Here is a 24,227-nt window from a genome sequence, read left to right as displayed (position 1 = left end):
AACAGCGGGAGAATAAAAAATGACACAGAAAGGTTTTTTCATTGACGTCTCGCGCTGCACGGGCTGCAGGACCTGCTCAATCGCCTGCGCGGACAAGAACGGCACCCCGATCGGCCTCTACTACCGCCGTGTGACGGAGTTCGAGGGCGGCGAGTGGAAGGAGAACGCGGACGGCACGTGGCGCCAGAACGTGTTCGCCTACTACATCTCGCAGGGCTGCAACGAGTGCGCGGATCCGGCCTGCGTGAAGGTGTGCCCCGTCAAGGCCCATTACAAACGCGAGGAGGACGGCCTCGTCGTCATCGACCAGGCGAAGTGCATCGGCTGCGGCATGTGCGCCCGGGCCTGCCCCTACGGCGTCCCGCAGCTCGACACGAAGCTGAGGAAAATGCGCAAGTGCGACGGCTGCGTCGACCGCACCTCGAAGGGCGGCCAGCCCGTGTGCGTCGAGAGCTGCCCCGAGCGTGCGATCGAGTTCGGCGACATCGAGGAACTCAGGAAGAAGCACGGGGACGTGGCCGGCATTGCGCCGCTCGCCGACCCCGCGCTGACACGTCCGAGTCTAGTGATCAAGCCGTGCAGGACCGCGAAGCCCGTCGGCTTCACGGGCGGCTCGTCGCACCGCTTCTGATCCGAAGCGAAAGCAGGGAAGGCCCGTTTGAACCGGCTTTCCCCTGATTCCCTGATGCTTGCGAGCGGCGTTCCCGATCGCCCTCGCAAGCGTCTTTCGTTCCGCTCCCCCCGTCCGTCAGGCGAAGCCCTTCCTCGGCTTCTCGAGGAGTTCCCGGAATTTCTGATGCTCGATGCGGCCGATGAAATCCGTGACACCCGGTTTGTGGGCGATGATGGCGCAGGCTAGTGTGTAGCACTGCCAGTCGGCGAGGTTATCGAGAACGAGCATTTCGCCGAAGTCCTCCCCGGCGACTCGGTCGAGGAAGACTTCACGATGGATCCGGCTGAGCTGTCCGAGGCACCAGAAGAGCGTCGGAATCATCTCCTCGGGAAACCGCACCACACCGTCAGTTCCGTCCGAATCGTCCATGATCGCGCACGCCTCGACCTCCTCCTCGATTTCGTAGTATTCCTCGACCGACACCTCCTCGACGCACTCGGCCACGTCAAGGTTCCCGAGCGCACTCACGACGGTATCCCATTCCTCCCGAGTGAAGGTGAGGAATTCATTGGCTTCGGCGGCGTCAAAGTCGTTCTGCTCCACGGCGGTCTCCTTCTTTTCTGGTGACTGAAGAAATTATCACCCGCCGCCCGGCCGGGCGCATCGGGCGCCTCACTCTCCGGTGCCGTCCCGGCGGATCTTCCTCACCCGCACCTCAGGGAGCAGCGCGGCGTGCTCAGGCTCGTCGGGAGCCGCATCCTTCGGCCGCCAGGCCACGATGAAGCGCACCTTCGCCGAGACCGGTTTGTAGCCACGGGCGGCGAGCTTCGCAAGGCTCTTCCTGAATTTCTCGGAGAAGCGCACGACCGTCAGCCGGCGACCGTCGATCATTGCGGTCAGGCCTCCGTCGTCAGCCGAGAAATCAAGCCGGCCACCGCTCATGAGCTTCAGGATCGTCTGTTTCCTGCCTTTGAAGAAATCAAGCCACACATCCCGGTGCGTGAGCTGCAGCACGCGCTCCGTCGGCTCGGGATACTCGGCCCGGTCCTCGACGAACTCCACCCCGTCGGCCGCGGGGAGAAACGCCGTGTCGGTGTGGATGTAGAGCGCGTTCTTCGCGCGCGTCATGCCGACGTAGATCTTCCTGCGGTCTTCGTCCGTGAGATCACTGACACCGCTCAGCAGCAGGTGAACCGTCCCGAATTCCCGGCCCTTGGCCTTGTGGATGGTCGAGACCTCGACCATGCCGCGCCCGATCGAATAGAAGTCCTCGTAGTTCGACTCATTGATGAATCCCTCGAGATCCGAGCGGTAAAGCTCATCGTGCGTCTCGCGGAATTCGCGGATGAGGTTGCGGAGAATCTCCATGCAGGGACTCGCCGCGTAGATCGTCTCGAGCCTGTCGACGGCCTTCTCCCAGAAATTCCCGGAGATGACCGGTCCGGCGGACTCCAGGAGTCTGAGGAAATGACGGATCTCGGCGAGATCCGGGAGATGGAAACCGTCGAGGGACTGGATGAGCCGGGCCGGGACATTTCTGTCCAGGAGGAGCGAGAGAACCTCCTCGGCCTCGTCATTCAACTGCGTGAGAACGCAGGTCGAATAGGCGTCCGGCGTCTCGAGGAGTTCCTCCACGAGTGCCGCGGCCATGTTGCTTCCCCGGGGATGAAGTGTGATGACGACCCGTCCCATGTCGCTTCGCACGGCATGAATCGGCTCCTCCTTCATCCGGTTCCGAATGGAGGAGACGAATTGATTGGCGAGCGCAACAACCGAGCCCTTGCTGCGGTAATTGGCCGTCATCTCGTATTTCTTCGCACCCATCTCCAGGACCATGGAGTTCAGGTACTTTGAATTGGAGCCTCGGAATGCATAGATATTCTGATCGTCATCTCCCACCGCAATGACGCGCGCATCTTCATTCTTCTCGATCAGTGCACGCAGGAATGCAAACTCATTGGCATCCATGTCCTGCGCCTCGTCGATGACAATGCAGCGCTTGGCAATGCGGCCGGGCTCCACCTCGTCATTGCGAATGCGCTCCGTGGCGAGCGGAATGACCTTGTCCGCGGCGTCGAGACTGCCGACGTGTCCGATGAGATCAAAGGCGTACGAATGGAATGTCTTGATGTCGACGTAGCCGGCGGCGGCGCCGATCAATGCGTTCAGGCGCTTCCTGAACTCGGTCGCCGCGGCGCGCGAGAAGGTGAGCATCAGGAGCTGCTCGCTCTTGACGTCTTCCATGAGCAGAAGCGCGGCGAGCTTGTGCACGAGAACCCGGGTCTTGCCGCTCCCGGGGCCGGCCGCGACGACGATGCACTTCGAAGTGCTGTCATCAATGATCTGCTTCTGCAGCGGCGAGAGCGCGCCGAATAGCTCGGCGTACTTCTGCGGCGTGATGTTGCGGTTGATTTCATCGGCCTGGTCTCCCCGGAAGTATTTCCGAAGGAATGCCCGGTAGTCGAGATGAAAATAGTCCTGCACAAACCCAAGTGCGGCGTCGTAGTCCCTCACCATGAGGCGCGCATATTCGCCGACGATATGAATCTGCTGAATCTTCTGCTGGTAGTGCTCGTCAAGGAACCGGTAGTCCTCGATCTTGTAGCGAATGCGGTTGTCAGTGACGAGACGGGTGATCTCCATTCGAAGATAGAGAACGAGAAATCCACCCTCGAGCCGCATCGCGCCGATCTTCGAGAGATAGAGCAGTGCCTCCTCGATGTCGTGCTGAGTGACACGCTTCTCCGAGATCACTTCCTCCTGGTATTCCCTCAGGAGACCGACGACGGAGAAGGGAACGGAGACCTCGCCGCGTGCCGAGGGCTCCCTTCCTTCCGCAAGCATGTAAAGGCGGTCGAGAATGAAGCCGCAGAGCTCCATTCGCCTTTCACTCAGCCTGCGGAGTTCCTCAATGGTCTTCTCCATTCGGAAGCGAATGACCGACCCCGAACCCCGCCGCTCAAGATCCCGGATCTGGCTGCGGGTGAAGAGGAAAAGGAAGATCGTGAGCAGGTTCTTCACGCTCGGACGGGGCACGCCGCTCTCCTCGGCGAGCTGATTGAGTTCCTTGAGATTCACCTCGACCGGGCCGTCGGCGGAGGGCCTCCGGCCGGGCTTCTCCCGCCCGAGTTCCTCAATGAGGAACTTCTCGAGCTCGGTGAAGCGCTTCATCACCATGCCGGACCGGCGCCTCGTGTCCTCGGCCGTCACGATCCTCGCGGTCATGTCGGATTCGTTCCTGAGAATGCCGGCCTGACGCATGAGATCCACGGCGCGGATCACCTGCGCCGTCTCGAGCCCGAGCATGTCCGCGAGATAGTCAATCCTCGACTCGGCGTCGGCCGAGCCGGCGATGGAGCGGTAGCGCTCGGCGATGAGCTTCTGCACGATACGCCTCGCGTGCTCCTTCTCCTCCCCGGAGAAAAGATCCGAGGCGTCGATGAGCGCGCGGGCCTCCTCGAAGCTGCGGGGCACGAGGCTCGTCGCATAGACGCGCGGCATGTTCCTGCCGCGCTTCAGGTACTGCGCCTTCTCCAGGGCTGCGACGGCGGTCTTCACCCGTGTCTCGGCGTCCTGGTCGTTCGTCCAGCCGGCCTGCCGCGCGAGATCAAGCGCGGAGCAGCAGACCGAGGGACGGTGGCGCGTCATGTCCTTCACGGCCTTCCAGACCTGCTGGATCTCGCCGATCGAGAGCTTGGTGCCGTTGAGCAGCTGGAAGTGCCTGTCGAGGTCCGCGTTGTTGAAGAGCACACAGCACTCGGCCTCCATGCCCGGATCGCGTCCGGCGCGGCCCGCCTCCTGCACATAGTCCTCGAGCGACCCCGAGATGTCGTAGTGCACGACCAGGCCGACGTTGCTCTTGTCGACGCCCATGCCGAAGGCCGAGGTCGCAACGATCACCCTGACGCGGTCCTCGATGAAGGCCGCCTGGTTGTCACGCTTGTCCGCGGGCTCCATCTTCCCGTGGAAGGGGAGCGCCGGGAATCCGTCCGCCGTGAGCCGCCCGGCGAGCTCCACGGCCGCGCGCGTTCTGGAAACGTAGACGATCGTGGGACACCGGTGGCTCTCGATGAGGTTCCTCAGTTCGCCGTACTTCTCCTCGTCGGTCTCCTTGAAGAGCACGCGGTAGCGGAGATTCTCACGGGCGGCGTCCGTGGCGAAGAGCCTGAGATCGAGCTTCAGCTTCTCCCAGAAGTAGTCGCGGATGTCGTTCACGACCTTCTGCTTGGCGGTGGCGGTGAAGCAGGAGACGGGGATCGCGTGTCCGTCCCCCTTCTTCCTCTGCAGCTCCGCGATGAAGTCCGCGATGTAGAGATAGTCGACGCGGAAGTCCTGGCCCCAGGCCGAGAAGCAGTGCGCCTCGTCGATCACGAAGCGCGAGATGGTGCGTCCGAGCAGCAGCCGCTCCATCGTGCGGGAGCGGAGCGACTCGGGCGAGATGTAGAGCAGGTTCGCGGATCCATTCTCGATGCGCTCGAGCGCCTCGGCGTGGTCCACGGGCGAGAGCATGCCGTTCACGGTCACGGCGTCGGCGATCCCCTTGGCCCGGAGGTTGTCGACCTGATCGTTCATCAGGGACTGCAGGGGAGAGATCACCACCGTGAGCCCGTGCACCGCGCGTCCGAAGAGGAGGGCGGGCACCTGGAAGGTGAGCGACTTGCCGCCGCCCGTCGGGAAGATCGCGAGGAGCGAGCTGCCGTCCACCGCCGCCTGCGTCGCGCGTTCCTGCAGCGGCTCGCCGTTCCAGGTGCGGAACCCGTCGTAGCCGAAGAAGCGCTTCAGGGCCGCATGGATGTCAAGCATCCCGCGGCAGTATTCGCAGCGCTGGGCGCAGGGCGTGCCGCGCAGACGCCTCATGACATGTCCGACGAAGGGGAAGGTCTTCGTGACCCAGGCGGGCGTGACGGCGTCCTCGTCGCCCGAGCCGATGAGCGCGAGCACGTAGGCGAGCTCGGTCGGAAGCGTCTCGATCATCACTTCGAGCGCGGCGTTTTCGCAGATTTTTCCGGCGAAGGTCTCGCGGATGAGCCGGGCGAGCCCGGGCTCCGGGCCGTGAAATCCGATGAAGTCAAAGAATCCTCTGAACTCCTCCCTGCCGGCGAGGAGTCCCATGAAGATGCGCTGCATCGCCCCGGGGAGCTCATGAAAGGCGTTCACCTCGTCGTGAAAGAGCTCTCTGGCCTTCTCGGAGTCGTTCACCGGATTGTTGAGCTGGTCGACGAGGAGCTTGTCGTCCTTCACGAGCGCGTGGTAGGGGCGCCTCGGAAAGAGCAGCGGCGAGAGGAAGAGCGTGTCGATCGCCGGGATGCCGAGCGGGCTGCCGCTGGAGTCCTCGATCCGTTTGAGGTCATGCCGGATGATGTTGTGCCCGCAGACGAAGTCCGCGCCCTCGAGGAACGCCCGGAAGTCCCTGAGGACGGGCGTATGCAGGCACGCGCCGTCCTCCCGGACGGCGCCGTAGTCGTGTATGCGCCTGTCCTCGACGCCGACCTCGATGTCAATGAAGACGACCCGGCCTCCGCTCAATCCTTGCTCCAGTCGCGGACGGCGGGTCCGCGCGAATCTCTGAACTGCGGGCGCGGGGATCCGGTCCGTGGTACTGGAATCCTGCGCCTGAAGCTGTCATTTTCGCGCAAACCGCCGGGGAAGTCGCGCTTTTCGTTCAGGAACCGGGCTGCCGGGCCGTGCGGGAAAAAAACGGCCGGCCCCCGCAGGAACCGGCCGATGTTTCAGAAAGGAGATAAAGAAATTCTGAGTCGCATGGGCGACCGTCCTCACTTCGCCTGGGCGTGCCCGCCGAAGACTGCGAAGTCCGCGCCCTCAAGGAGCGTCCGGATGCGCGCGAGTTCGTCCGCGGTGAAGGATATCTCGGCCGCGGCGAAGTTCTCGCGCAGGCGCTCGATCCTGCGCGAGCCCGGGATCGGGATCACCCTCGGGCTCTGGGCGAGGAGCCACGCGAGCGAGAGCTGGCTCATCGTTGCGCCCTTGTCGATCACCATCGCCGAGAGGAGGTCGAGCAGGGCCTTCGCCTTTTCGTAGCCCTCGGGCGAGTACTGGGGCATCGCGGCGCGGTAGTCGCCCGCCTCCCTGTAGGTCATGCCGGGTTTGTAGGTGCCGGTGAGGAAGCCGTTCGCCATCGGGGAGTGCGCGACGAAGGCGATGTCGAGTTCGTCGCAGACGGGGAGAATCGCCTCGTGCCAGCGCGCCATCATCGAGTAGCGCTGCTGGATCGCGGTCACGGGGCAGACGGCGTTCGCGCGCCGGAGGTACTCCTCGCCCACCTCGGAGATGCCCCAGAAGCGGATCTTGCCCTCGGCGATGAGGTCCGCCATCGTGCCGGCGACGGTCTCGGGATCCACATTCGGGTCGACGCGGTGCTGGTAGTAGAGATCGATGCAGTCGATGCCGAGGCGTTTCAGGCTCCCCTCGACGCTCGTGCGGATCGTCTCAGGGCGGCTGTCGAGCCGCAGCGTCGTGTCCGGGTTGTGATGCACGCCGCACTTCGTGGCGATGATCACCCGGTCGCGGATTCCCTTCACGGCCTCGCCCACGATGGTCTCGTTCCAGGCGGTCGAGCCGTCGGGATTGGTGCCGATGTAGCACTCCGCCGTGTCGATGAAGTCGTACCCCGAGTCAATGGCCTCGCGGATCGTGCGGGCCGCCGCGGTGTGCTCCACCGGTGCGCCGTAGGCGTGCGTGAAGCCCATGCAGCCGAGACCGACCGGGTTAACCATGAGACCGGACTTGCCGAGTCGACGCTTTTCCATCTTTCCTGCTCCTCGAAATCAATCAAAACAAATTCAAAAATCAGCGGACGTCGAGTTTCTTCCCGTGCAGCCACTTCGAGAGAAGGTCGGCCACCTCGACATTGTTGCGCTCGGCGAAGGGGAAGTGGGAGTTGCCTCTGAGCCCCGCGTCGGGAAGCTCGATCACCTTCGCGTCGCCGCCGTGGCGGTTGACGCAGTCGGCCCAGAGACGGGCGAGCTCGAGGGCGGCGCGCCAGTAGTCCTCGTGCGGGTGCGTCGTGGGACTCTTCGGGATGTAGTCGCCGTAGTAGATGACGATCGGATAGCGCGTGAGCTTGTCGAACTCCGCCACCGGGACGATCTTCACAGGGAAGTCGCCGAAGAAGCTCGAGGTCTTCAAGGGCGCGGGCGCCTCGCCCTCGGGGAAGGGGAAACCGCTCCCCGGCTCGTAGGAGACGATGCCGGCGAGGTTGTCGCTCATCATGCCGGTCTGCCAGCCGATGCCGCCGCCCTGGGAATGCGTGACGAGCACCGCCCGGCCGCTTCTCTTCAGAACCTCCGTCATCGCGCGGGCGTTGACCATCTCGTCATAGGGCGCGGTGTTGGGCGTCATCTGGCGGAAGAACTGATTGATCGACTCCGCGTCCTGCGGGAACTGGCTCCCCTCGTTGAACTTCGGCCACATCCCCATGCGGAACTGTCCGAAGAAGAACGCCTCGTCGGACTTGCCTGCGATCGAGCCCGGGACGGTCGCCTTGCCGGCGCCGCCGCGGCGGGGCTGGTCCACGAGCCAGACGGAGAACCCGCGCGAGAGGAAGATGTTGTTGAAGCCGTCGCGGCCGTCCGGCGTGGTCTCCCAGGTCTTCGAGAACTGTCCGGCGCCGTGGAGGAAGACGAGCGGGAACCTCCGGGCGTCAACGGGCTTCTGCCAGCGCACGAAGGCATGGTCGCCGTGCAGATCCTGGGCCTCGGCCTTCGGATGGTACGGGTCATATTTCTCCTGAGCCGGCACGACCGTGCCGCCCGCGGCGAAGCTCCCCTGGCCTTCGAGCGTGAGAGGCGCGGCGGAGACGGCGAGCGCCCCGGCCGCGAGTACGACGGCACAGGCGACGGCTGACAAATGGTTTTTGACAAACATCTTGAATTTCTTCGAAAAAGTTTTGCAGTAACTCGAATTAAGAGGCAATGCCATCCCGCCCCCGGACTGTTCAGGTCCGGGGAGTCCGCAGGCGAGGGCGGTGCGTCAGTCCCCGTTCTTTCCTTCGAGGGCCTCAAGCTTCGCGCGGGTGTGGCGTCCCGGCGGCTCGCCGAAGAGGCGCTTGTATTCGCGCGAGAACTGCGCCGCGCTCTGGTAGCCCACGCTGTAGGCGGCCGAGCTCGCGTCCGCCTCGCCGCGCAGCATCAGCTGCTGGGCCTCGTAGAGCCTCAGGCGCTTCTGGTACTGCAGGGGCGTCATCGAGGTGATCTCGCGGAAGTGGCGGTGGAAGGTCGAGGGCGCCATGCTCGCGATCGAGGCGAGCTTTTCGATCGTCACCTCCTCGCGGAAGTTGTCCTTGAGCCAGCGGATCGAGCGGCGGATGCGCTTCCCAGAGGCGTCGGGCGCGTAGAGCGCGCGCAGGTTCTCGCCGCCCGCGCCGGTGAGCGCGAGGAAATGGATGTCGCGCAGGATCATCGGCGCACGGAGCGGGATCTGCTCGGGGCGGTCGACGAGCGCGAGAATGCGGCTGAAGTCCTCGAGGAGCTCCTCGGAGGCGCTCTCCACGGTGAAGACGCCCTCGGCCTCGTGCGCGGAGAGGTCGTCACTGAGGAGCTCGGCGAGCGTGGCGGTGTTGAGCCTGAGCGAGAGCGACACGAAGGGCTCGTCGGGCGAGACATTGAGGAGCTCGTACGAGGTCGGCATGTCGATCGAGGTGACGAGCGCCGAGCCGGGACCGTATTCGTACTCCTCGGCGCCGATCATCAGGCGCTTGCGGCCGCGCAGGATGAGCGCGATCGAGAGCTGGTAGAAGCAGTTGCGGGTCTCGACGCTCTCCTCGATATAGGAGAGGTTGAGTCCCTCGATCGGAAGATTCGAGACCGCGCCCCAGGGGACCTGACGCTTCACGAGCTCGCGCACGCGGTCGGCGAGGGCGAGGCGCAGCTCGCGCTGGCGCGGCTTCTCGCAGGACTCGTTGTCATAGACCTTCACTGCGGGCGCCGCCGCGTCGGCGTCGTCCTTTGCCTTGCGATCAATCCATTCGGCGGGTGTCTGCATGATGTTCCTCCGGGGAGACGAAACTTCTGGGAATGCCTGAGCCTGACGGCCTTCAGAGCCTGATCCGACGCTCAAGGAACCAGCGGACGATGCTGGGGTCCCGGTGCGAGAAGAACTGGCTCTCGCCCTTGTCGAGCGCGGCGATCGCGCGCATGTCGTCGTCATCGAGCACGAGCTCGCTCGCGGCGAGGTTCTCCTTCATTCTCGCAGGAGAAACGCTCTTTGAGACAACGGCGGCGCCGAGCCTGGCGACGAAGGCAAGCACGACCTGCGCCACGGTCACCCCGTGCTTCGCGGCGACCTGACGGAGCACCGGATTGAAGAAGATTCCGTTCCGGCCCTCGGCGAAGGGCGCCCAGGCCTCGGGCACGACGCCGAGGTCGGCCATGGTGGGGAAGGCGGCGCGCTGCTGGCAGAAGGGACTGATCTCGACCTGGTTCACCATCGGGCGCACCTCGTTCGCCAAGGCGATGTCCATGAGGCGGTCCGGGGCGAAGTTCGAGACGCCGATCGCGCGGACGAGTCCCGCACGGAGCATTTTGGTGAGGCCCCTCCAGGCGCCGTGGACGTCGCCCACGGGCTGGTGGATGAGGTAGAGATCGATGTAGTCGAGACCCATGCGGTCGAGCGAACGCTTCACGGACGCCTCGGCGCCCGATTCACTTGCATCCTCGACCCAGAGCTTCGAGGTGATGAAGAGCTCGTTTCTCGCGATGCCGCTCGCGGCGACGGCACGGCCGACCGAGGCTTCGTTGCCGTAGGAGACGGCGGTGTCGATCGAGCGGTAGCCGGCCTCGAGGGCGTCGGCCACGGCTTTTTCGCAGACGGGGCCCTCGGGGATCTGGTAGACGCCGAACGAGAAGGCAGGAAGCTCGACACCGTTGGCGAGGGTAAGAACCGGTGATGACATTTCTGAAAAAATCCTCTGCGGGGAAAAAGGAAATCCAATGACGTCATCGTAGGTCCGGGACCCCGCCGGGCGTTTTGCACAAACGCCCGACGGTTTGCACGATTCTCTCTCGTTGCCGGAGGGCGAGAGGAATGTGCACATGAGCGATCAGCCCGCAGCGGCCTCGCACGCCTCGTTGAAGAGCCTGAGGAAGAGGGCGTCGCGCTCAAAGGTCGTCTCAGGCGCGGCGAGCGGATTCTCCCTGCTCATGCGGGTGAGGAATTCCCGGACTTCGCTCTCAGGGTGCGCCGCGCGCTGCTCGAGCCAGTGGAAAAGCTGTCCGTCATGGAAGAGGCACTCGTTCTGCAGCCAGGCGACGAGATACGTCTCGGCCGGGCTCTGTTCCGACGTCCCGCGGGCTTCCATACGGCTGACGATGTCCTCGAAGCGCGCGAGGATCCAGCGGTAGTACGCCAGCGCCGCGAACTGAAGGAAGGCGCGGCCGGAGTAGGTTTCCTCCCTGTCGTAGCCTTCGAGCAGACTGTTGACGACATACTCCTCGGAGTTCGCCATGTCGGGGAAGTAGAACTCAAGGGCGCGGCTCGCCTCGAGCGAGAGCTCCATCACGTCCTCGGTCGGCACGTCGGTGTTCATCACGAAGAAGCGGCTCGCCTGCCTGACGGCGCTCCTGCGGAGCTTCTCCTCGTCGATGCGCCACTTCACCGTCTTCTTTCCGCCGGCCGCCTTCTTCTCCTCGCGCACGAGCATCTCCTTCATGATGCGTTGCTCCGGGGGCGTGAGCGCCCGGTTACCGCCGCCGAGCTTCGCCTTGACGTCAAGGATCTGCACGCGCTGCTCCTCGAGCTCGCGCCTGAAGATCTCGGGGTTGAAGAGGATCCTCGTCCTCGCCGCCGTTCCGGCCGCGGCGGGCACGCCGGGCATGCCCTCCACGGTGTGCACGCGCCCGACGAAGGGCGGCTGCACGGGCTCGCCGCCGGTCTCGAGGTCAGGGGTGTTCTCGACAAAAGTCTGGAAGGGCTGTGCCTCGCGGTCCTCGAGGTTGTAGGCAAGCGGCCTCGGGGCGACCATGTGGTCCAGGATGTCCTTCGTCGAGAGAAGGTAACCCTCGCTCACGAGGGGCGTGCTTGCTTCCACGAGATTCGCGAGATCCCCGAGCTCCGCAAAAGCCTTCTCACGGTTCTCGACGATGTTGCGCCCCGCGGGCACAAGCGCCGCGGCCACGGGCTCGCGGGACTTCCCGGCGATGAGCATGATCTGTCTGCCTGCGGTGAGGTTCCCCTCCTTTGTAAGAACCGGGATCATCGGCTCGATCACCGCGGTCGTGGCGGGATCAGCCTTGAGCGCCCTGGCCCTCGAGCTGTAGAAGGCCGCGTATTCCTTCGGACGGTTCGAGATGCTCTTCAGAAGCTCCTTCCAGGCATCGGGATCGTGATCCTCGGACCAGAGCTGATCGCAGAAGATGGAGTGTCCGGCCCGGGCGGAGATCGCACGGGCGAACTCGATCATGAGCTCCGCATCGGCGCCGAACGAGGCGCGCAGCGCCGCGTCGATGCCGGAGCACTCACCCGCCTTGGTGAAGATGTCCCTGAGGAAAGATTGGGGCTGGGTTGATTTTTCCTGATTCTCGGTCATGGGGGTCACTGATTGGATGGAAACCGCCGCGGAAGCATCCGCCGCGGCAGTCCGGTTGAAATTCGCATGTGCGCGCACCTCGGGCAGCAAGCGAGGCTGCCGTCCTCCCCGGGCAGTGCGTGCAGAGCCTGCACTATACCTGACCGGAGGACGCCCGCCTCACGAGGGCAGGCGAAAAGAGGGCCGCGGACAATCGGGCAAGTCCGCGGCCCTCGGTCAGGCTTTCTCAGGCGGGGGTCAGGCGGCCCGGTGCGCGCTCACCTCGTCGAAGAGCTTGAAGAAACGATCTTCCATCTCAGCGAAGACCTCGTCGGTGAATTCCGGGGGGAAATTGACGCCGGCCGCGCGACCGGTGCCGCCGTCCATCGCCCTCAGACCGAGGCGGGAAAAGATCAGGCTCCGGCCCGGATCCCCGTCGTTGTCGAGCGTGACGGCGAGCAGCGTTTGCACGAGGTCACGGCAGGGATCCTCCGGCAGCGTCTGGCGCTTCGTCATCTCGGAAACGATCGCGGCGTACCAGCTGCACAGGCAGTAAGCGACGAACTGCAGGAAGAGCCTGCCCGGGCGCATCTCCGGATCATTGAAGCCGACGAGGAATCCTGCCAGTTCATTTTCATCGTAGTGCTCGGCGTCAGGCAGGAAGAAGTCTGATTCCTCCGGATGCTTGTCAAAGATACGGCTCACCTGGTCCGGATCAATCTCGCAGTTGGAAATCCAGACGACCGAGGTATTGCGGCGGGCAAGAGACTCAAGCTTCGTGCGGTCAATGCGCCACTTCACCGCGGCGCCGCGCCTGCGGCCCTTGCAGGTTCCGGCAGGCTCGCGCACGAAAGCCTCGCGGATGATTTCGTGGTCTTCGGAAGAATGCACAGCCTGACGGGCGCCGAGCTTCGACTTGATGTCAAGGGCACGGTGCTCGAGGCGGGTCGCCTCAGTCTTCATGGCCGGCGGATTGAAAACAAACGTCGTCATCACGGAATCGGTCGAAAGCGCCGTCATGCCGGGCACGCCCGGAACCGTGACGGCTTTCAGCGGACTGCCGCCTTCGTCAGCGGGCTGTTCCTCGCCCATGCAGACCGCCGCTCCCGCCGCGTCAAGGTGGTCGCGGAGAGATTCCGGGCACGGACCGCCGAGACAGCAGACAATCGGCCGCTCGGAGGTCGCAACATTCTCCGCCGTCTCCGCCCATTCGTTCGGATCAGTCACACAGACAAGCTGCGTCGAGGGATCCGCCAGCCCCTCAAGGCCGTCAAAGGCATCATCGACAGAGCCCTCGGGCATGTCGATGAGGGCATAGGGCTGCAGGGAAGGCCCCCCGACGAGCGTCATGTGAATCCCTGCCTTCGGCTCGCCTTCCTCATCGCAGCCCACGTTCTCAATCACGAACGCATAGGTCCTGCCCGTGTCGGCGCCGACGGCGCTGCGGCGGGCCTTGAAGAAGGCCGTGCGGGCCTCGGGGTCGGAGGTGATGCGGCGCAGCATCTCCGCATAATCGCCGGGCTGATGCTGCGTGGACCAGGCAGGGGTGATGAAAAGTGAATGCCCGGAGCTGACGATGAGCGAGCGGGAGAAATCAATGAACTTATCCGCATCGGTGCCAAACGAGGCGCGGACGGCGGCGTCGATTCCCGAGCGCTCGCCGATGATGGCGAGGAATTCGCGAAGGGTGCGGGGCGAGTGAAGGGCGGGGGCGTTCGCCGCGGAACGCGTGATGACTTCCTGGGTCATAAGGTTGCACTCCAATGAAAGTGGCCTTCAAGGCAGCCGGGGAGCGCCGGCTGCGGCCGTTGATGAAACCTGTTCGCCGCGCGCCTTCAGAGAAAGGTGTTCGGCTGATAACTTCAATGTACGGGCGCATGCACCATCTGCTGACGCAGCGATGCAGTTCCAGGTCGGTCATACCATCTTTGGGGTATCCAGAAGAAATTCGGGGCCGCAGACATCTCCATCCGCGGCCCCATTTGACCGACAGTACTCAGTCTTTTCAGGCAGCCTCGGTCTCAAGGAAAATGCGCTGCATGAGCTTGAACTCCGCGCCGAACTCCTTCGGCTCGTCCTCGTAGAGGTCGCAGGTGTCAAGCATCGACATGTGAGAGTCGAACTCAAGGTTGCTCTTAACGCGTTCAATGCCCGGCTCCACGGGGCTCTGCCGCGCGATCTCGGCCACACGGGCGCGGGCGTCCTCAAAGATTCGCCTGAGCCCCTCAGAACAGATGAGCGCGCAGAACTTCACGAAGTTGCAGCCGTTCTTCTCAGCGGCACCGACGGTGTAGAACACCGGCGGGAGGTAGTCGTCGGCGCAGATGTCGTAGAACTCCGCGCTCATGAACTCCCCGCTCGAGCGGCGCTGCGCCTCGAGGCTCCAGAGCTCCGCTGCGGTGACGGGGAAATTCGAGAGGTACCACTGCCAGCCCCGCTGCTCGCAGGCCTCGGCGATGGCGGGTTCGTTGAGGCGCCAGGAGAAGCCGCCGCCCTTTTTCATCGGCTCCCGGACGAGGAACTTCGCGGCGAGTTCCTTCTCCTCCTCGCTCATCTTCTTGGAGTTGCCGCGCCGTCCGAGCTTCGCCCTGATGCCGTCGAGACGCTCCCGGAGCATCCCTTCGTAATCCCCGAACCCGACATTGTTCACAAAGCTCACGCGGATCGGCTGACCACCGTTCCCGGACTCCATGAACGCCACGTCCGTCACGCCGACGACCTGCGGGAACTCCCGGATCACCTCGGGAGAATCGTGAAGCTTCTGCCTCACGACGGAGGCGTACTTCTCGGCCAGGGCATCCGATGCCTCCACGCGGCAGAGAATCCGGTGATCGCCCTCACGCATCATCCCCAGGATCTCGCTGAGGTCGTGCTCGCTGTTGAGCATCACCGTCGGTTCCGCGCCCGTGAGCTTGCGCAGGGCATCCGCACCCTTCAAGGCATTACCGCTCCTGACGAGCCGGCTGAGTTCAAGGTAGCCGACCGGCAGCCGCGTCTTGCGCGAGACATAGAGCATGTCCGTGCAGCTCTCGAGCATTGTGTACACATCATCTTCGTGCTCATTCAAGAAGGTGCAGTCGTGTGTGTCGATCTCCATGGCGAAGAAGCCCGCGTCAAGCGCGCCGGCGGCATTCCTGCGACGGTCGAAGAACGCCCTCAGCGCACGTTCGTTCCGGGCGATGCGGCGGAAGAGGGCCGTGCGTTCCGGATCCTCGTCAAAGTCCTCGTCCGCGAGAACAAGGGGCAGATCCTCAAAATCGTCGTTGTCCTCGAAATCGTCATCCAGGTCGTCCTCGAAATCATCATCGAAGTCGTCCTCCGGATCGAACCCGAAGCTTTCGCAGCGCTCGAAGCTCGCGCCGCCTGAGGCGACGAGATTGAGCACGAGGTCGTTGATCTGCGTGCCGTCCGCATCCCCGAAAAGCTCGCGGATCTCGGCGGCCAAGCCGGTTTCGTTCAGTGCGCGCTGAATCAGTCGCTCTGAGAGTCGGTTGTTTTTGTCCATGCCTGGAGTCCTCTGAATGGTGGCCTTTCTGCCGCGGGTTGCAGATCCGCGGCGGCCGTTGATGAAACTTGTTCGTCGCGCGCCTTCTTTGGGAAGGTGTTCGACCGATGAGTCCAATATAAGAGGGCATCAACCATTCAGTGACGCAGCGATTTTCACATCATCCAACTGAGCTAATTACATGATGTTCATGGATTCAAAAAGAAAAAGCCGACATAAACCGACGCAAGAACCAAGGACGCGGAGCTCTCGCCGGGGCGCATGGCCCCGTGCCGAGGGGAAGCGACCGGCCGCCCGACCGCAGGAGAGCATGTCCCCTGACGGCATTTCAGCCAGAACTGTTCATACCGTGGCGGTGTCCACGCCCGCGACGTGGAGACACTGGAAGCAATGCAGCCACCACCACAGCTTCAGGGGCAGAGCTTTCAGCAATCTCCGGTGATTCGCCGCAGCATCTCATACGCCTCGGCGCGCTTACGATCCCAGGACAGCGAATTGCAGTTCCTGAGAAGCTTCACCTGGAAGTCGTTGTCGAGCGCCCTGCGCACGGCCTTCACCGTATTGCGGTGGTTTTTGTCACCCACCTTGCCCGAGATCGCCCTGAGCCGCATCTTGGCCGCGGTGAAGGTGCGTTCAAGTTCGCTCGCGCAGACGAGCGCGCAGAACTTCACGAACTCGCGGCCCCGGATCGCCTCGGGGCTGCAGCGCTCGAGATGCTCGTCTACATCAATCCCGCGCTCGTCATCGCTGCAGAACTCCGCGTCAAGGAACTCCTCGCTGTCGCGGCGCTCCCAGCCGAGCCGCCAGGCCTCGTTGATGTCGATATGGAAGTTCGAGAGGTACCAGCGGAAACCTTCGCTCGCCTCGCCAAGAAGAACCTTTCGCTCATTGATGAGGTACCGGAAGCCGGGGCCGTCCGGGTTCTTCTCGCGCAGGAGGTACGCATCGACAAGCATCCTGCTGACAGCATCCAGATGCTGCATGCCGTGCCGTTTGTTGACCTCCCTGCAGATCTCGTCAATTTTTTCGCGGAAAAGCCTGCGGTAATCTGCGCTGCCCTCATCCTCGAAAACGCTGACGCGCACGGGCGGGAAACCTTCGACGGGCTCGGCCACAAAGACGTCCGTCATGCCGCGCACGGAGGGTTTGTCGGGGAAGGTCTCCGTTTCCTGAGGCCACCTCCCGGCCGCGGCCTCAAGGCCAGCGCCCTGAAGAGGACCGCCCCGCAGCGGATGACAGATGACACGCGACCCGCTGCGGGAGACAACCTCAAAGAGTTCGCCGGAATGCGACTCTTCGGCAAGGAATGCAATGGCACCGGTCTTCGCGGCGGCCAGAACGGCGCAGTCGGGCGTGCTCTCGCCAGGCGTGAGCCTTGAGAGGCCGAAGATGCGGCCCGTGACACGGCTCACAAAAAGGAGATCCGAATGGCTGCTGTCCTCTTCACCCTTGTCGAGCTTGAACGCGAGCCCCCGGCGCTCCACCTCCATCACGACCGTGTCCTCGGCGGGAGCGCCCGCCGCTTCTTGCAGGAACCCGAAGAACGCCTCGCGCCCCTGCTGATCGGCTTCAATCCGCTCGAAAAGCTCAATGCGCTCACGGTCCTCGGCCTCGCGCAGCTCGGCAATCTCATCCTCAAAGTCATAGCTGACTTTGAATTCCAGGTCGTCCGGGTCCATGAAGTGCACGCCGCCCGAGGTCACGAGATTGCACACGAGGAGGAGAATCTCATCGGCCGTCCGGGCTCTGAAGGCGCGCCTCAGCGCCCGCGTGAGGCCCGAGGCCTCCGCCGCTTGCATGATGAGCCGGTCGGAGAATTGGACGGGATTTCTGGGGTCGATCATGGTGCTGGTCTCGTGCGTCGGGGTTCCGGGATTGCGAAAGTTGGGAAAGCGTAGCACTCCCGGACGCGTCGCCGCACACATTCCGCCCGGGCGCTCCGACGAGGCGCACGGACGAAGAGGGCCGCGGACGTCTTCCTTCCGCGGCCCAGATCAGATGCAGACAGCCAGGCAGTTTCAGTCGCTCACGGGCGCGAACACGCGCTCGATGATCTCCCGCCCTTCGTCCCCGGCCTCACGGACGGCCCGATCAAGCGCCGCGAGGATGTCGGCCTGCGAGTTCGAGGCAAGCGTCTCGCGTAGATGCTTCACGACCTCGTCTTCCGCCGTCTCCGAATCGAGCTCGGCGAGCCGCTCGCGAGCCCGGAGGAAGATCCGGCCGAGCTCCTGCGCAATGAGGAGCGCGCAGAACTTCACGAACCGGCGTCCCTCAAGCTCCTCCAGAGACGCGGACATATCCCGGGAGAACGAATTCTCGTCAAACTCCTCGGACTCCGCGTTGAGGAACTCCTCGGCCGAGAGGCGGATCATTTCGAGACGCCGCTCCTCGGCGACGGAGAGGGAGAAATTCGAGAGGAACCAGAGGATGCCGAAGTGCGCGGTGACCTCGGCGAAGCGCTCCTCGTCGACGCGGCAGCGGAAGGCGTCCCCGGCAGCCTTCTCAGGCACGAGGAAGCCCCGGGCGAGTTCCTGCTCGTACTCCGAGAGATCGCTGAGATTCCCCGAGGCATTGAGCTTCCTCATGATGCCCTCGAGCTCCTCACGGCTTTCTTGACGCGCCCGCTCGCCCGACTCGTCCTCCACAACGCTCAGATGAACGGGAGTGAGCTCCGGGGAGGGCTGCGAGAGACTCACATCGGTCACGCCCCGGGATTCCGGATCGTCCGGGAAGAGCTCGGGCGCGGTGCGCAGTTTCTCCTTCGCCGCAGCGAGCACCGGTGCCATGGCGCTCCCGGGATCCCCAGCGCGCTGGAGAACGGGCGTCCGTCGGCAGTGCATCTCACGGAGCACCTCCTCGAGTCCATGGTCCTCGGAGAGGTGAAGAATGGGATCGAGTCCGCGCACGGCCGGGCTCTTGAGCGTCTCCTCGATCACCAGTTCGGGCGTGTCCGCCCCGGGCGGGAGCGGGAGGGCGCCGAAGATGCGGCCCGTGCGGCGGCCGGCAAGAAGCATCAGTGAATTCACGCCGTCCGCCTCGCCATCGAAATCCTCCTCGCCGTGCATGGACTCCGCGGTGATCACCTCCATCGCGACGACGCCGTCATCAATGGTAGCGGCTCCGCGCCGAAGCTCGGCGAGGAACACCTCCCGGGCCGGCGCGTTCTCCCCGGCCTCCGCGAGGCGCTGCGAGCGCAGGGACTGCCGCTCCCTCAGGCGATCGAAGAAGTCCCGCGCCGGGTCCTCGCCGATCGCATCCGCGAGGGCGTCCTCGTCCTCGGGAGTCGGGTAGCTCAGTTCCTCCGGTTCCTCAAAGCTCCTGCCGTCCGTGCTGATCAGGTTGCGCGCGATGGCGAGGATATCGCGGGCGAACGCGTCACCGAAGGCGCTGCGCAGAGCCCCGTCGGCACCCGAGGTCTGCTCTGCGAGCCGCAGAAGGTGTTCGGAGAAGGGAAGGGAGGAGGGCTCGGTCATAAGTGGTTCCTGATCAAAAAATACGGCTGACAAATTTCCGGGTCACAGCCCGCTCGGGAAGCCCCTCTGGCGGAAGGCGTTCCTTCTCATTCGTCCGCAGAAGTTCTCTGAGCGTCAGAGCGGCCGCGAGAATTCCTGCAGGAACCGCTCGCCGAGGATCTTCTCCGTCCCGGGCTCTGCAGTCTCTCCGAGGTGTCTGAGGACGTCGAGAAGCTCGGCGTCAAGAAGCACCTTTCTGATCAGTTCCGCCTGCGGATCGCTGCTGTCCTTCAGTGCTGCGCGCACGGCGCGGATCCTGCGCCTTGCGTGCGAGGCAAGGCACTGCGCGACGAACTGCACGAAGAGCCGCCCCTGCATCGCGGGCGATTCCTCGAGCGACTTTCCGTCCTCGAGGTACCTCTCGTCATAAGCCGACATAATGTCCATCCGATGGTCAACCGCCTTGTACGTCTCCTCGATCTCCACGACCTCCTTCGGCATAAGCGCCACGCGCGAGATGCGCAGGCTCCAGCCCGCCGTCTTCAGACGGTTTCTGACGGCCGCCTCATTGAGGATCCACTTGCCCTTGCGCCGGAGGAGGCAGTTCCCGGCGAACTCCTTCTCCTCCTCGGAGAGTCCGCGCCGCTCCTTCGCAAGCTTCTGGCGAATGTCCTCGAGTTTCTGACGCAGATCCGCCGCCTCAGCATCGTACCGGTCCTGATCGAACGTGCAGTGCAGCCAGACGTGCCTCACCATGGTGTCATCGTCATCCTCGCACCACATTTCCCAGGCCGATTCCACGTCCCGTTCGGTGCGCATCGTGTACCGGGACGGATGGTCGGGCTCCCGGCAGTGCTCGTCACCGATCCCCCAGCTCTGATCTTCAATCACCTCAAGCGCCCACGGCGCCTCAATCGGCCAGTCGAGCAACAGATACTGCAGATCGTCGTTTACAAAGTAGTTGAAAAGCTCGTCCTCAATGTTGTTCTTGTCCGTGACGAGGCAGGGCCGCACGCGGAACTTCTCAAACCCGTCGATCGCCTCCTGATCGGCGCCGCTGCCGACGTAGCACTCCGGAAGGAATGCATACCCCACGGGCTCATAGGTGTCACGCGTGAAAAAATTGACCCAGAGCGAAAAGTCCCCGATCGGCACGTCATTCTCCTCGTCCCAGAGCGAGAGCGCGTAGGACTCGAAGGCGAGGAGCTGACGGTCATCCGGGTTGTACACCGCCCTGCGCCGGTCCATGAAGGCGCGCCGCAGATCCGCCCGGGCGCCGACGCGCTCGAAGAGGGCGCGCCGGGCGGACTCGTCCACGTCGGCCGCAGGAAAGATTTCATCCTCGTCGGCCGCGCCCGGCGGCGTAAGCACCGCCCATTTCTGACCGATCACCGCCCGGGCAAGCCGCAGGAGCAGCGACGCGTCCGTTTCGCCGAAGATCTCACCGAGGAGACCCCGCACGCCCGAGGCACGCTCGACAAAGTCCATGAGATCCGCCGGGCCGCCGCCCGTGATCTGCGCATTGTGTTCCGTCACTGTCCGCTCCTGGAATTCCGGGGAAGGAAAAGGCGGCGCGCTCCCGTTGAGGCACCCGCAGTCCCCTCATTCTGCCCGAAGCGGCGGCGTCGTGAACAAGGAAAAGGGCGGCCCGGGAGGATATTCCCGTGACCGCCCTCTTGAGAAGGCGTCTGAAACGCTTCAGATCCGCGCCGTCCTTACATCAGGTTCACCGCCACCGACATCGAGATGATCGCCATCGCCACGGAGAGCGAGGAGAGGTTCGCGGCACGCGAGAGGTTGCCCTTGAGCTCGTTGGTGTAGATGAGGTTCATGGCGGGCACCGGCGCGAAGGCGCAGAGCACGAGGGCGCGGCGGACCTCCATGTCGAAGGGCAGGAAATAGAACATGAGGAGCGCAAGCCCGATCTGCAGCACGAGGCGCGTGAGCAGGATCTTCATGATCTCGACGAACTCGCGCATCGTGAGCGAGAGGTTGATCGACTCGCCGATCATGATCATGCAGAGGAAGGTGTTCGCGGCCGCGCCCACCTTGGTGCAGGTGATGATCGTGTCGGGGAGCTTCAGGCCGAGCACGCAGAGCACGACCATGAAGACGAAGGCGAGGATCGGGCCCGAGTGGAAGAGCTTCGAGATCACCACCTTCACCATGCGCGCGGGCGAGGTGCGCTCCCTGAGGCCGGCGATGCAGGCGTAGGTGCCGCCCGCGCTCATCACGGCGTTGCCCACGTCGAAGATGAGGGCCGTGAGCAGACCGCCCGAGCCGAGGAAGGTCGAGACATAGGGAATCGCAAAGGGCCCGATCGAGAAGCCCGAGCCGTTCAGGCGCCGGAAGTCACGCAGCTCCGGATCCTGGGTGCGCAGCGTCGCGACGATCCAGAAGACGAGGAAGACGACGTTGGCGGCGAAGCCGATCAGGGCCATCATCACCATGTCCGCGCCCATGTCGAGGCCGTTGAGGCCCGTCATCGTCACGCAGGGGAGGGTGACGCACATCACGAGGCCGCTGATGGCGTGGAAGGCCTCGGGCTTGAGGATGCCGAAGCGCCTCAGGCCCCAGCCGAGCGCGATGAAGACAACAAATGAGAGGACTTTTGCGAAGCTTTCTTCCATGGCACGTGAGAGAAACGCAGCAGAGCAGTCCGGGACTCGGGGCTTGAGGGGAGGTTGAAACCGGGCGGCAGAGCAGGTGAGGGTTTTAAAAATTGAAGCCGCGATTATCCCTCTAGTGGCATAAGCTCATCACCTCCCGCGGGAGGAATATTTCTGACATAGATCACAATACGGCCGAAAGAACAGGGAAATCCTTACATTTCGCCCTGTCTGAGTGCCTGCCGGCACGCCCCCGGGGCCTCCGCACGGCCGTTGAGCAACATCCCACCTGAGAGGTGCATTTCTACCCATAAAGAAAGACGCCGCAGCCACACTGGAAAGTGCGAACCGCGGCGTCTTCGCCGGAAGGCTTTCACCCGGCCCCGCCGCCCCCGGGAGTTTCCGGGGAGCAGAGCGGAGAGGGGACTTCAGCTCATCAGCCGAGGAGCAGGGCGTTGAGGCGCTTCAGGAACCCCGCGGGGTCCTTGAGCGACCCCTGCTCGGAGAGGAGGGCCTGATCGAGGATCACGCCCGCCCATTCGGCGAACCTGTCCGGATCGCTCTCGGCGAGCGCCTTCTTCACGAGCGGGCTCTCGAGGTTCACCTCGAGGGTGTACTTCTCCTCGGGGATCTGCTGGCCGGCGGCCTGGAGCATCATGCGCATCTGCTGCGTGAGCATCTGGTCATGGGCGCCGACGACGCAGGAGGCGGAGTCAACGAGTCGGGTGGAGACGCGGACGTCCTCGACCTTGTCGCCGAGCGCGGCCTTGAAGCGGGCGACGGCCTTGTCGTCGTCCTCGCGGGAGCCCTCGGCGGGCTTCTCGGCCTCGTCCTTCGACTCGCTCTTCACGCCCTCGAGATCGAGGTCGGCGGCGGTGGCGGAGATGAACTTCTTGCCCTCGAACTCCTCGAGCGAGCCCATCATCCACTCGTCGATGCGCTCCCAGAGGAGGATCACCTCGACGCCCTTGCGGCGCAGGACCTCGAGATAGGGCGAGCCTTCGGCGGCCTCGCGGCTGCTCGCGATGATGTAGTAGATGTTCTTCTGACCCTCGGGCATGCGGGCGACGTAGTCGGCAAGCGAGACCGTCTCGGAGGCGGCGCCTTCCTTCGTGGTGGCGAACCTGAGGAGCTTCAGAATCGCGTCACGGCTGTCGGGATCCTCCACGACGCCTTCCTTGAGCACGCGGCCGAACTGCGTCCAGAAGGCGGCGTACTTCTCCTTGTCCTCGGAGAGCTTCGCGAACATGTCGAGCGAGCGGCGGGTGAGGGCGCGCTTGAGCTTCGCGGCGACGCGGCTTTCCTGCAGGAGCTCGCGGGAGACGTTGAGCGGCAGGTCGTTGGTGTCGACGAGGCCCTTCACGAAGCGCAGGTAGTTCGGCAGGAACTCCTCGGCGCGGTCCATGATGAAGACGCGCTGCACGAAGAGCTTCAAGCCCTTCTGCAGGTCGCGGTTGTAGAGGTCCATCGGCGCGCGCGACGGGCAGTAGAGGAGCGAGATGTAGTCCAGGTCGCCCTCGACGCGGTTGTGGGCCCAGGCGAGCGGGTCCTCCCAGTCGTGCGTGAGGTGCTTGTAGAACTCCTTGTACTGCTCCTCGGTGACTTCCTTCGGGGCGATCGTCCAGAGGGCCTTCGCATCGTTCACCTGAACCCACTCGCTCACGGTGTCCTTCTCCTCGTCGCCCTTCTGACGCGTCTCCCAGAGGTAGACGGGCGTCGAGATGTGGTCGGAGTACTTGGTGATCGTCGAGCGCAGCGTCCAGGGCTCGAGGAACGAGGTCTCGTCGGCCTTGAGGTGCAGGATCACGTCGGTGCCGCGGCCCGCGCGGGTCGTGAGCTCGGACGTGTAGGTGCCCGAGCCGTCGGACTCCCACTTCACGGCCTCGTTCTCGGCGGTGCCGGCGGCGCGGCTGATCACCGTCACGCGGTCGGCGACGATGAAGGAGGAGTAGAAGCCCACGCCGAACTGGCCGATCTGCTGGGCGTTCTTGGCGTCATCCGCCGAGAGGTTCTCGAGGAAGTCCTCGGTGCCCGACTGGGCGATGGTGCCGAGGTGCTCGTTGGCCTGCTCGAGGGTCATGCCGATGCCGTTGTCGGAGATCGTGAGCGTGCCGGCGTCCTTGTCGGCGCGGATGCGGATGGAGAAGGACGGATCGTCCGCGGTGAGCTCGGGCTTCGAGATGGCGGCGAAGCGGAGCTTGTCGATGGCGTCGGAGGCGTTCGAGACGATCTCGCGCAGGAACACTTCCTTGTTCGAATAGAGAGAGTTGGCAAGGAGCTTGAGCAGCTTGCTCACCTTGGTCTGGAACTGATGAACTTCAGCCATTTTTCTTTTCTGTCTCCATGAAAAAAATCGGACGTCCGGGGCGGGGCGTCTCTCCAGGGGACGGGCACCCTTCGCGCCGGACGACTGTTCTGAAGTCCTATATGGGGACGGTCCGGAGGATTTCAAGTGCCGGTTCTCCTCCGGATCCGCCCCGCGGTCAGCGCTCAGGGATACTCGACGAGCGTCGTGAAGGCCGTGCAT

Annotated in this window: 15 protein-coding genes; 1 reads left to right on the top strand and 14 read right to left on the bottom strand. The window is 64.0% G+C overall.

All coding sequences use genetic code 11. The features are described 5' to 3' along the window. Positions 1-19: 19 nt before the first annotated feature. On the top strand, positions 20-631 hold the full coding sequence (locus tag Q4F91_RS06290) for a DMSO/selenate family reductase complex B subunit (RefSeq protein ID WP_303335855.1): 612 nt from the start codon (positions 20-22) through the stop codon (positions 629-631). Between the two features lie 117 nt (positions 632-748). On the opposite strand, the gene Q4F91_RS06285 is transcribed toward Q4F91_RS06290, so the two are convergent. From Q4F91_RS06285 to htpG, 14 genes are all read right to left on the bottom strand, one after another. Continuing rightward, positions 749-1,216 carry a hypothetical protein gene (locus Q4F91_RS06285; protein ID WP_303335852.1) on the bottom strand — a complete coding sequence of 156 codons (468 nt, stop codon included), beginning with the start codon at positions 1,214-1,216 and terminating at the stop codon, positions 749-751. Positions 1,217-1,285: 69 nt separating this feature from the next. Next, positions 1,286-6,139: a RecQ family ATP-dependent DNA helicase gene (locus Q4F91_RS06280; protein WP_303335849.1), complete on the bottom strand. Its 4,854-nt coding sequence runs from the start codon at positions 6,137-6,139 to the stop codon at positions 1,286-1,288. A 248-nt stretch (positions 6,140-6,387) separates the two neighbouring features. Then, a complete protein-coding gene (locus Q4F91_RS06275; RefSeq protein ID WP_303335847.1) occupies positions 6,388-7,380 on the bottom strand; it encodes an aldo/keto reductase in 993 nt (330 codons plus the stop codon). A 40-nt stretch (positions 7,381-7,420) separates the two neighbouring features. Continuing rightward, the gene (locus Q4F91_RS06270) at positions 7,421-8,497 is read right to left on the bottom strand and encodes an alpha/beta fold hydrolase (RefSeq protein WP_303335845.1); all 1,077 of its coding nucleotides are present in this window, start codon (positions 8,495-8,497) and stop codon (positions 7,421-7,423) included. Positions 8,498-8,602: 105 nt separating this feature from the next. Then, on the bottom strand, positions 8,603-9,613 hold the full coding sequence (locus tag Q4F91_RS06265) for an AraC family transcriptional regulator (protein ID WP_303335842.1): 1,011 nt from the start codon (positions 9,611-9,613) through the stop codon (positions 8,603-8,605). A 52-nt stretch (positions 9,614-9,665) separates the two neighbouring features. Further along, entirely contained in the window at positions 9,666-10,523 is an 858-nt protein-coding gene (locus tag Q4F91_RS06260) for an aldo/keto reductase (RefSeq protein WP_303335840.1), read from the bottom strand. 147 nt (positions 10,524-10,670) lie between these two features. Further along, on the bottom strand, positions 10,671-12,155 hold the full coding sequence (locus Q4F91_RS06255) for a hypothetical protein (RefSeq protein ID WP_303335837.1): 1,485 nt from the start codon (positions 12,153-12,155) through the stop codon (positions 10,671-10,673). A 237-nt stretch (positions 12,156-12,392) separates the two neighbouring features. Continuing rightward, positions 12,393-13,883, bottom strand: a complete 1,491-nt coding sequence (locus tag Q4F91_RS06250) for a hypothetical protein (RefSeq protein WP_303335833.1) — start codon at positions 13,881-13,883, stop codon at positions 12,393-12,395. A gap of 256 nt (positions 13,884-14,139) precedes the next feature. Further along, positions 14,140-15,639 (bottom strand): hypothetical protein, encoded by a 1,500-nt coding sequence (locus Q4F91_RS06245; protein WP_303335831.1) that lies wholly within the window; start codon positions 15,637-15,639, stop codon positions 14,140-14,142. Between the two features lie 425 nt (positions 15,640-16,064). After that, on the bottom strand, positions 16,065-17,483 hold the full coding sequence (locus Q4F91_RS06240) for a hypothetical protein (RefSeq protein ID WP_303335828.1): 1,419 nt from the start codon (positions 17,481-17,483) through the stop codon (positions 16,065-16,067). Between the two features lie 174 nt (positions 17,484-17,657). Beyond that, on the bottom strand, positions 17,658-19,112 hold the full coding sequence (locus tag Q4F91_RS06235) for a hypothetical protein (protein ID WP_303335825.1): 1,455 nt from the start codon (positions 19,110-19,112) through the stop codon (positions 17,658-17,660). A 114-nt stretch (positions 19,113-19,226) separates the two neighbouring features. Further along, positions 19,227-20,627 carry a hypothetical protein gene (locus Q4F91_RS06230; RefSeq protein WP_303335823.1) on the bottom strand — a complete coding sequence of 467 codons (1,401 nt, stop codon included), beginning with the start codon at positions 20,625-20,627 and terminating at the stop codon, positions 19,227-19,229. A gap of 179 nt (positions 20,628-20,806) precedes the next feature. Beyond that, a complete protein-coding gene (locus Q4F91_RS06225) occupies positions 20,807-21,721 on the bottom strand; it encodes an AEC family transporter (RefSeq protein ID WP_303335820.1) in 915 nt (304 codons plus the stop codon). A gap of 415 nt (positions 21,722-22,136) precedes the next feature. Further along, positions 22,137-24,026, bottom strand: coding sequence for a molecular chaperone HtpG (htpG, locus tag Q4F91_RS06220; protein ID WP_303335817.1), 1,890 nt, complete (start codon positions 24,024-24,026; stop codon positions 22,137-22,139). Between the last annotated feature and the right edge of the window lie 201 nt (positions 24,027-24,227).

Origin of the sequence: Sutterella sp., from assembly GCF_030539355.1 — a bacterium.
Taxonomy (GTDB): domain Bacteria; phylum Pseudomonadota; class Gammaproteobacteria; order Burkholderiales; family Burkholderiaceae_F; genus Sutterella.
This window is presented reverse-complemented; position numbering and strand designations above follow the sequence as displayed.

Excerpts from the sequence above, each read along its gene's own strand:
- Q4F91_RS06260 (WP_303335840.1), bottom strand. The coding sequence starts at position 10,523 with ATGTCATCACCGGTTCTTACCCTCGCCAACGGTGTCGAGCTTCCTGCC.
- Q4F91_RS06290 (WP_303335855.1), top strand. The coding sequence starts at position 20 with ATGACACAGAAAGGTTTTTTCATTGACGTCTCGCGCTGCACGGGCTGC.
- htpG (WP_303335817.1), bottom strand. The coding sequence starts at position 24,026 with ATGGCTGAAGTTCATCAGTTCCAGACCAAGGTGAGCAAGCTGCTCAAG.
- Q4F91_RS06255 (WP_303335837.1), bottom strand. The coding sequence starts at position 12,155 with ATGACCGAGAATCAGGAAAAATCAACCCAGCCCCAATCTTTCCTCAGG.
- Q4F91_RS06240 (WP_303335828.1), bottom strand. The coding sequence starts at position 17,483 with ATGATCGACCCCAGAAATCCCGTCCAATTCTCCGACCGGCTCATCATG.
- Q4F91_RS06275 (WP_303335847.1), bottom strand. The coding sequence starts at position 7,380 with ATGGAAAAGCGTCGACTCGGCAAGTCCGGTCTCATGGTTAACCCGGTC.
- Q4F91_RS06265 (WP_303335842.1), bottom strand. The coding sequence starts at position 9,613 with ATGCAGACACCCGCCGAATGGATTGATCGCAAGGCAAAGGACGACGCC.
- Q4F91_RS06245 (WP_303335831.1), bottom strand. The coding sequence starts at position 15,639 with ATGGACAAAAACAACCGACTCTCAGAGCGACTGATTCAGCGCGCACTG.
- Q4F91_RS06225 (WP_303335820.1), bottom strand. The coding sequence starts at position 21,721 with ATGGAAGAAAGCTTCGCAAAAGTCCTCTCATTTGTTGTCTTCATCGCG.
- Q4F91_RS06250 (WP_303335833.1), bottom strand. The coding sequence starts at position 13,883 with ATGACCCAGGAAGTCATCACGCGTTCCGCGGCGAACGCCCCCGCCCTT.
- Q4F91_RS06235 (WP_303335825.1), bottom strand. The coding sequence starts at position 19,112 with ATGACCGAGCCCTCCTCCCTTCCCTTCTCCGAACACCTTCTGCGGCTC.
- Q4F91_RS06270 (WP_303335845.1), bottom strand. The coding sequence starts at position 8,497 with ATGTTTGTCAAAAACCATTTGTCAGCCGTCGCCTGTGCCGTCGTACTC.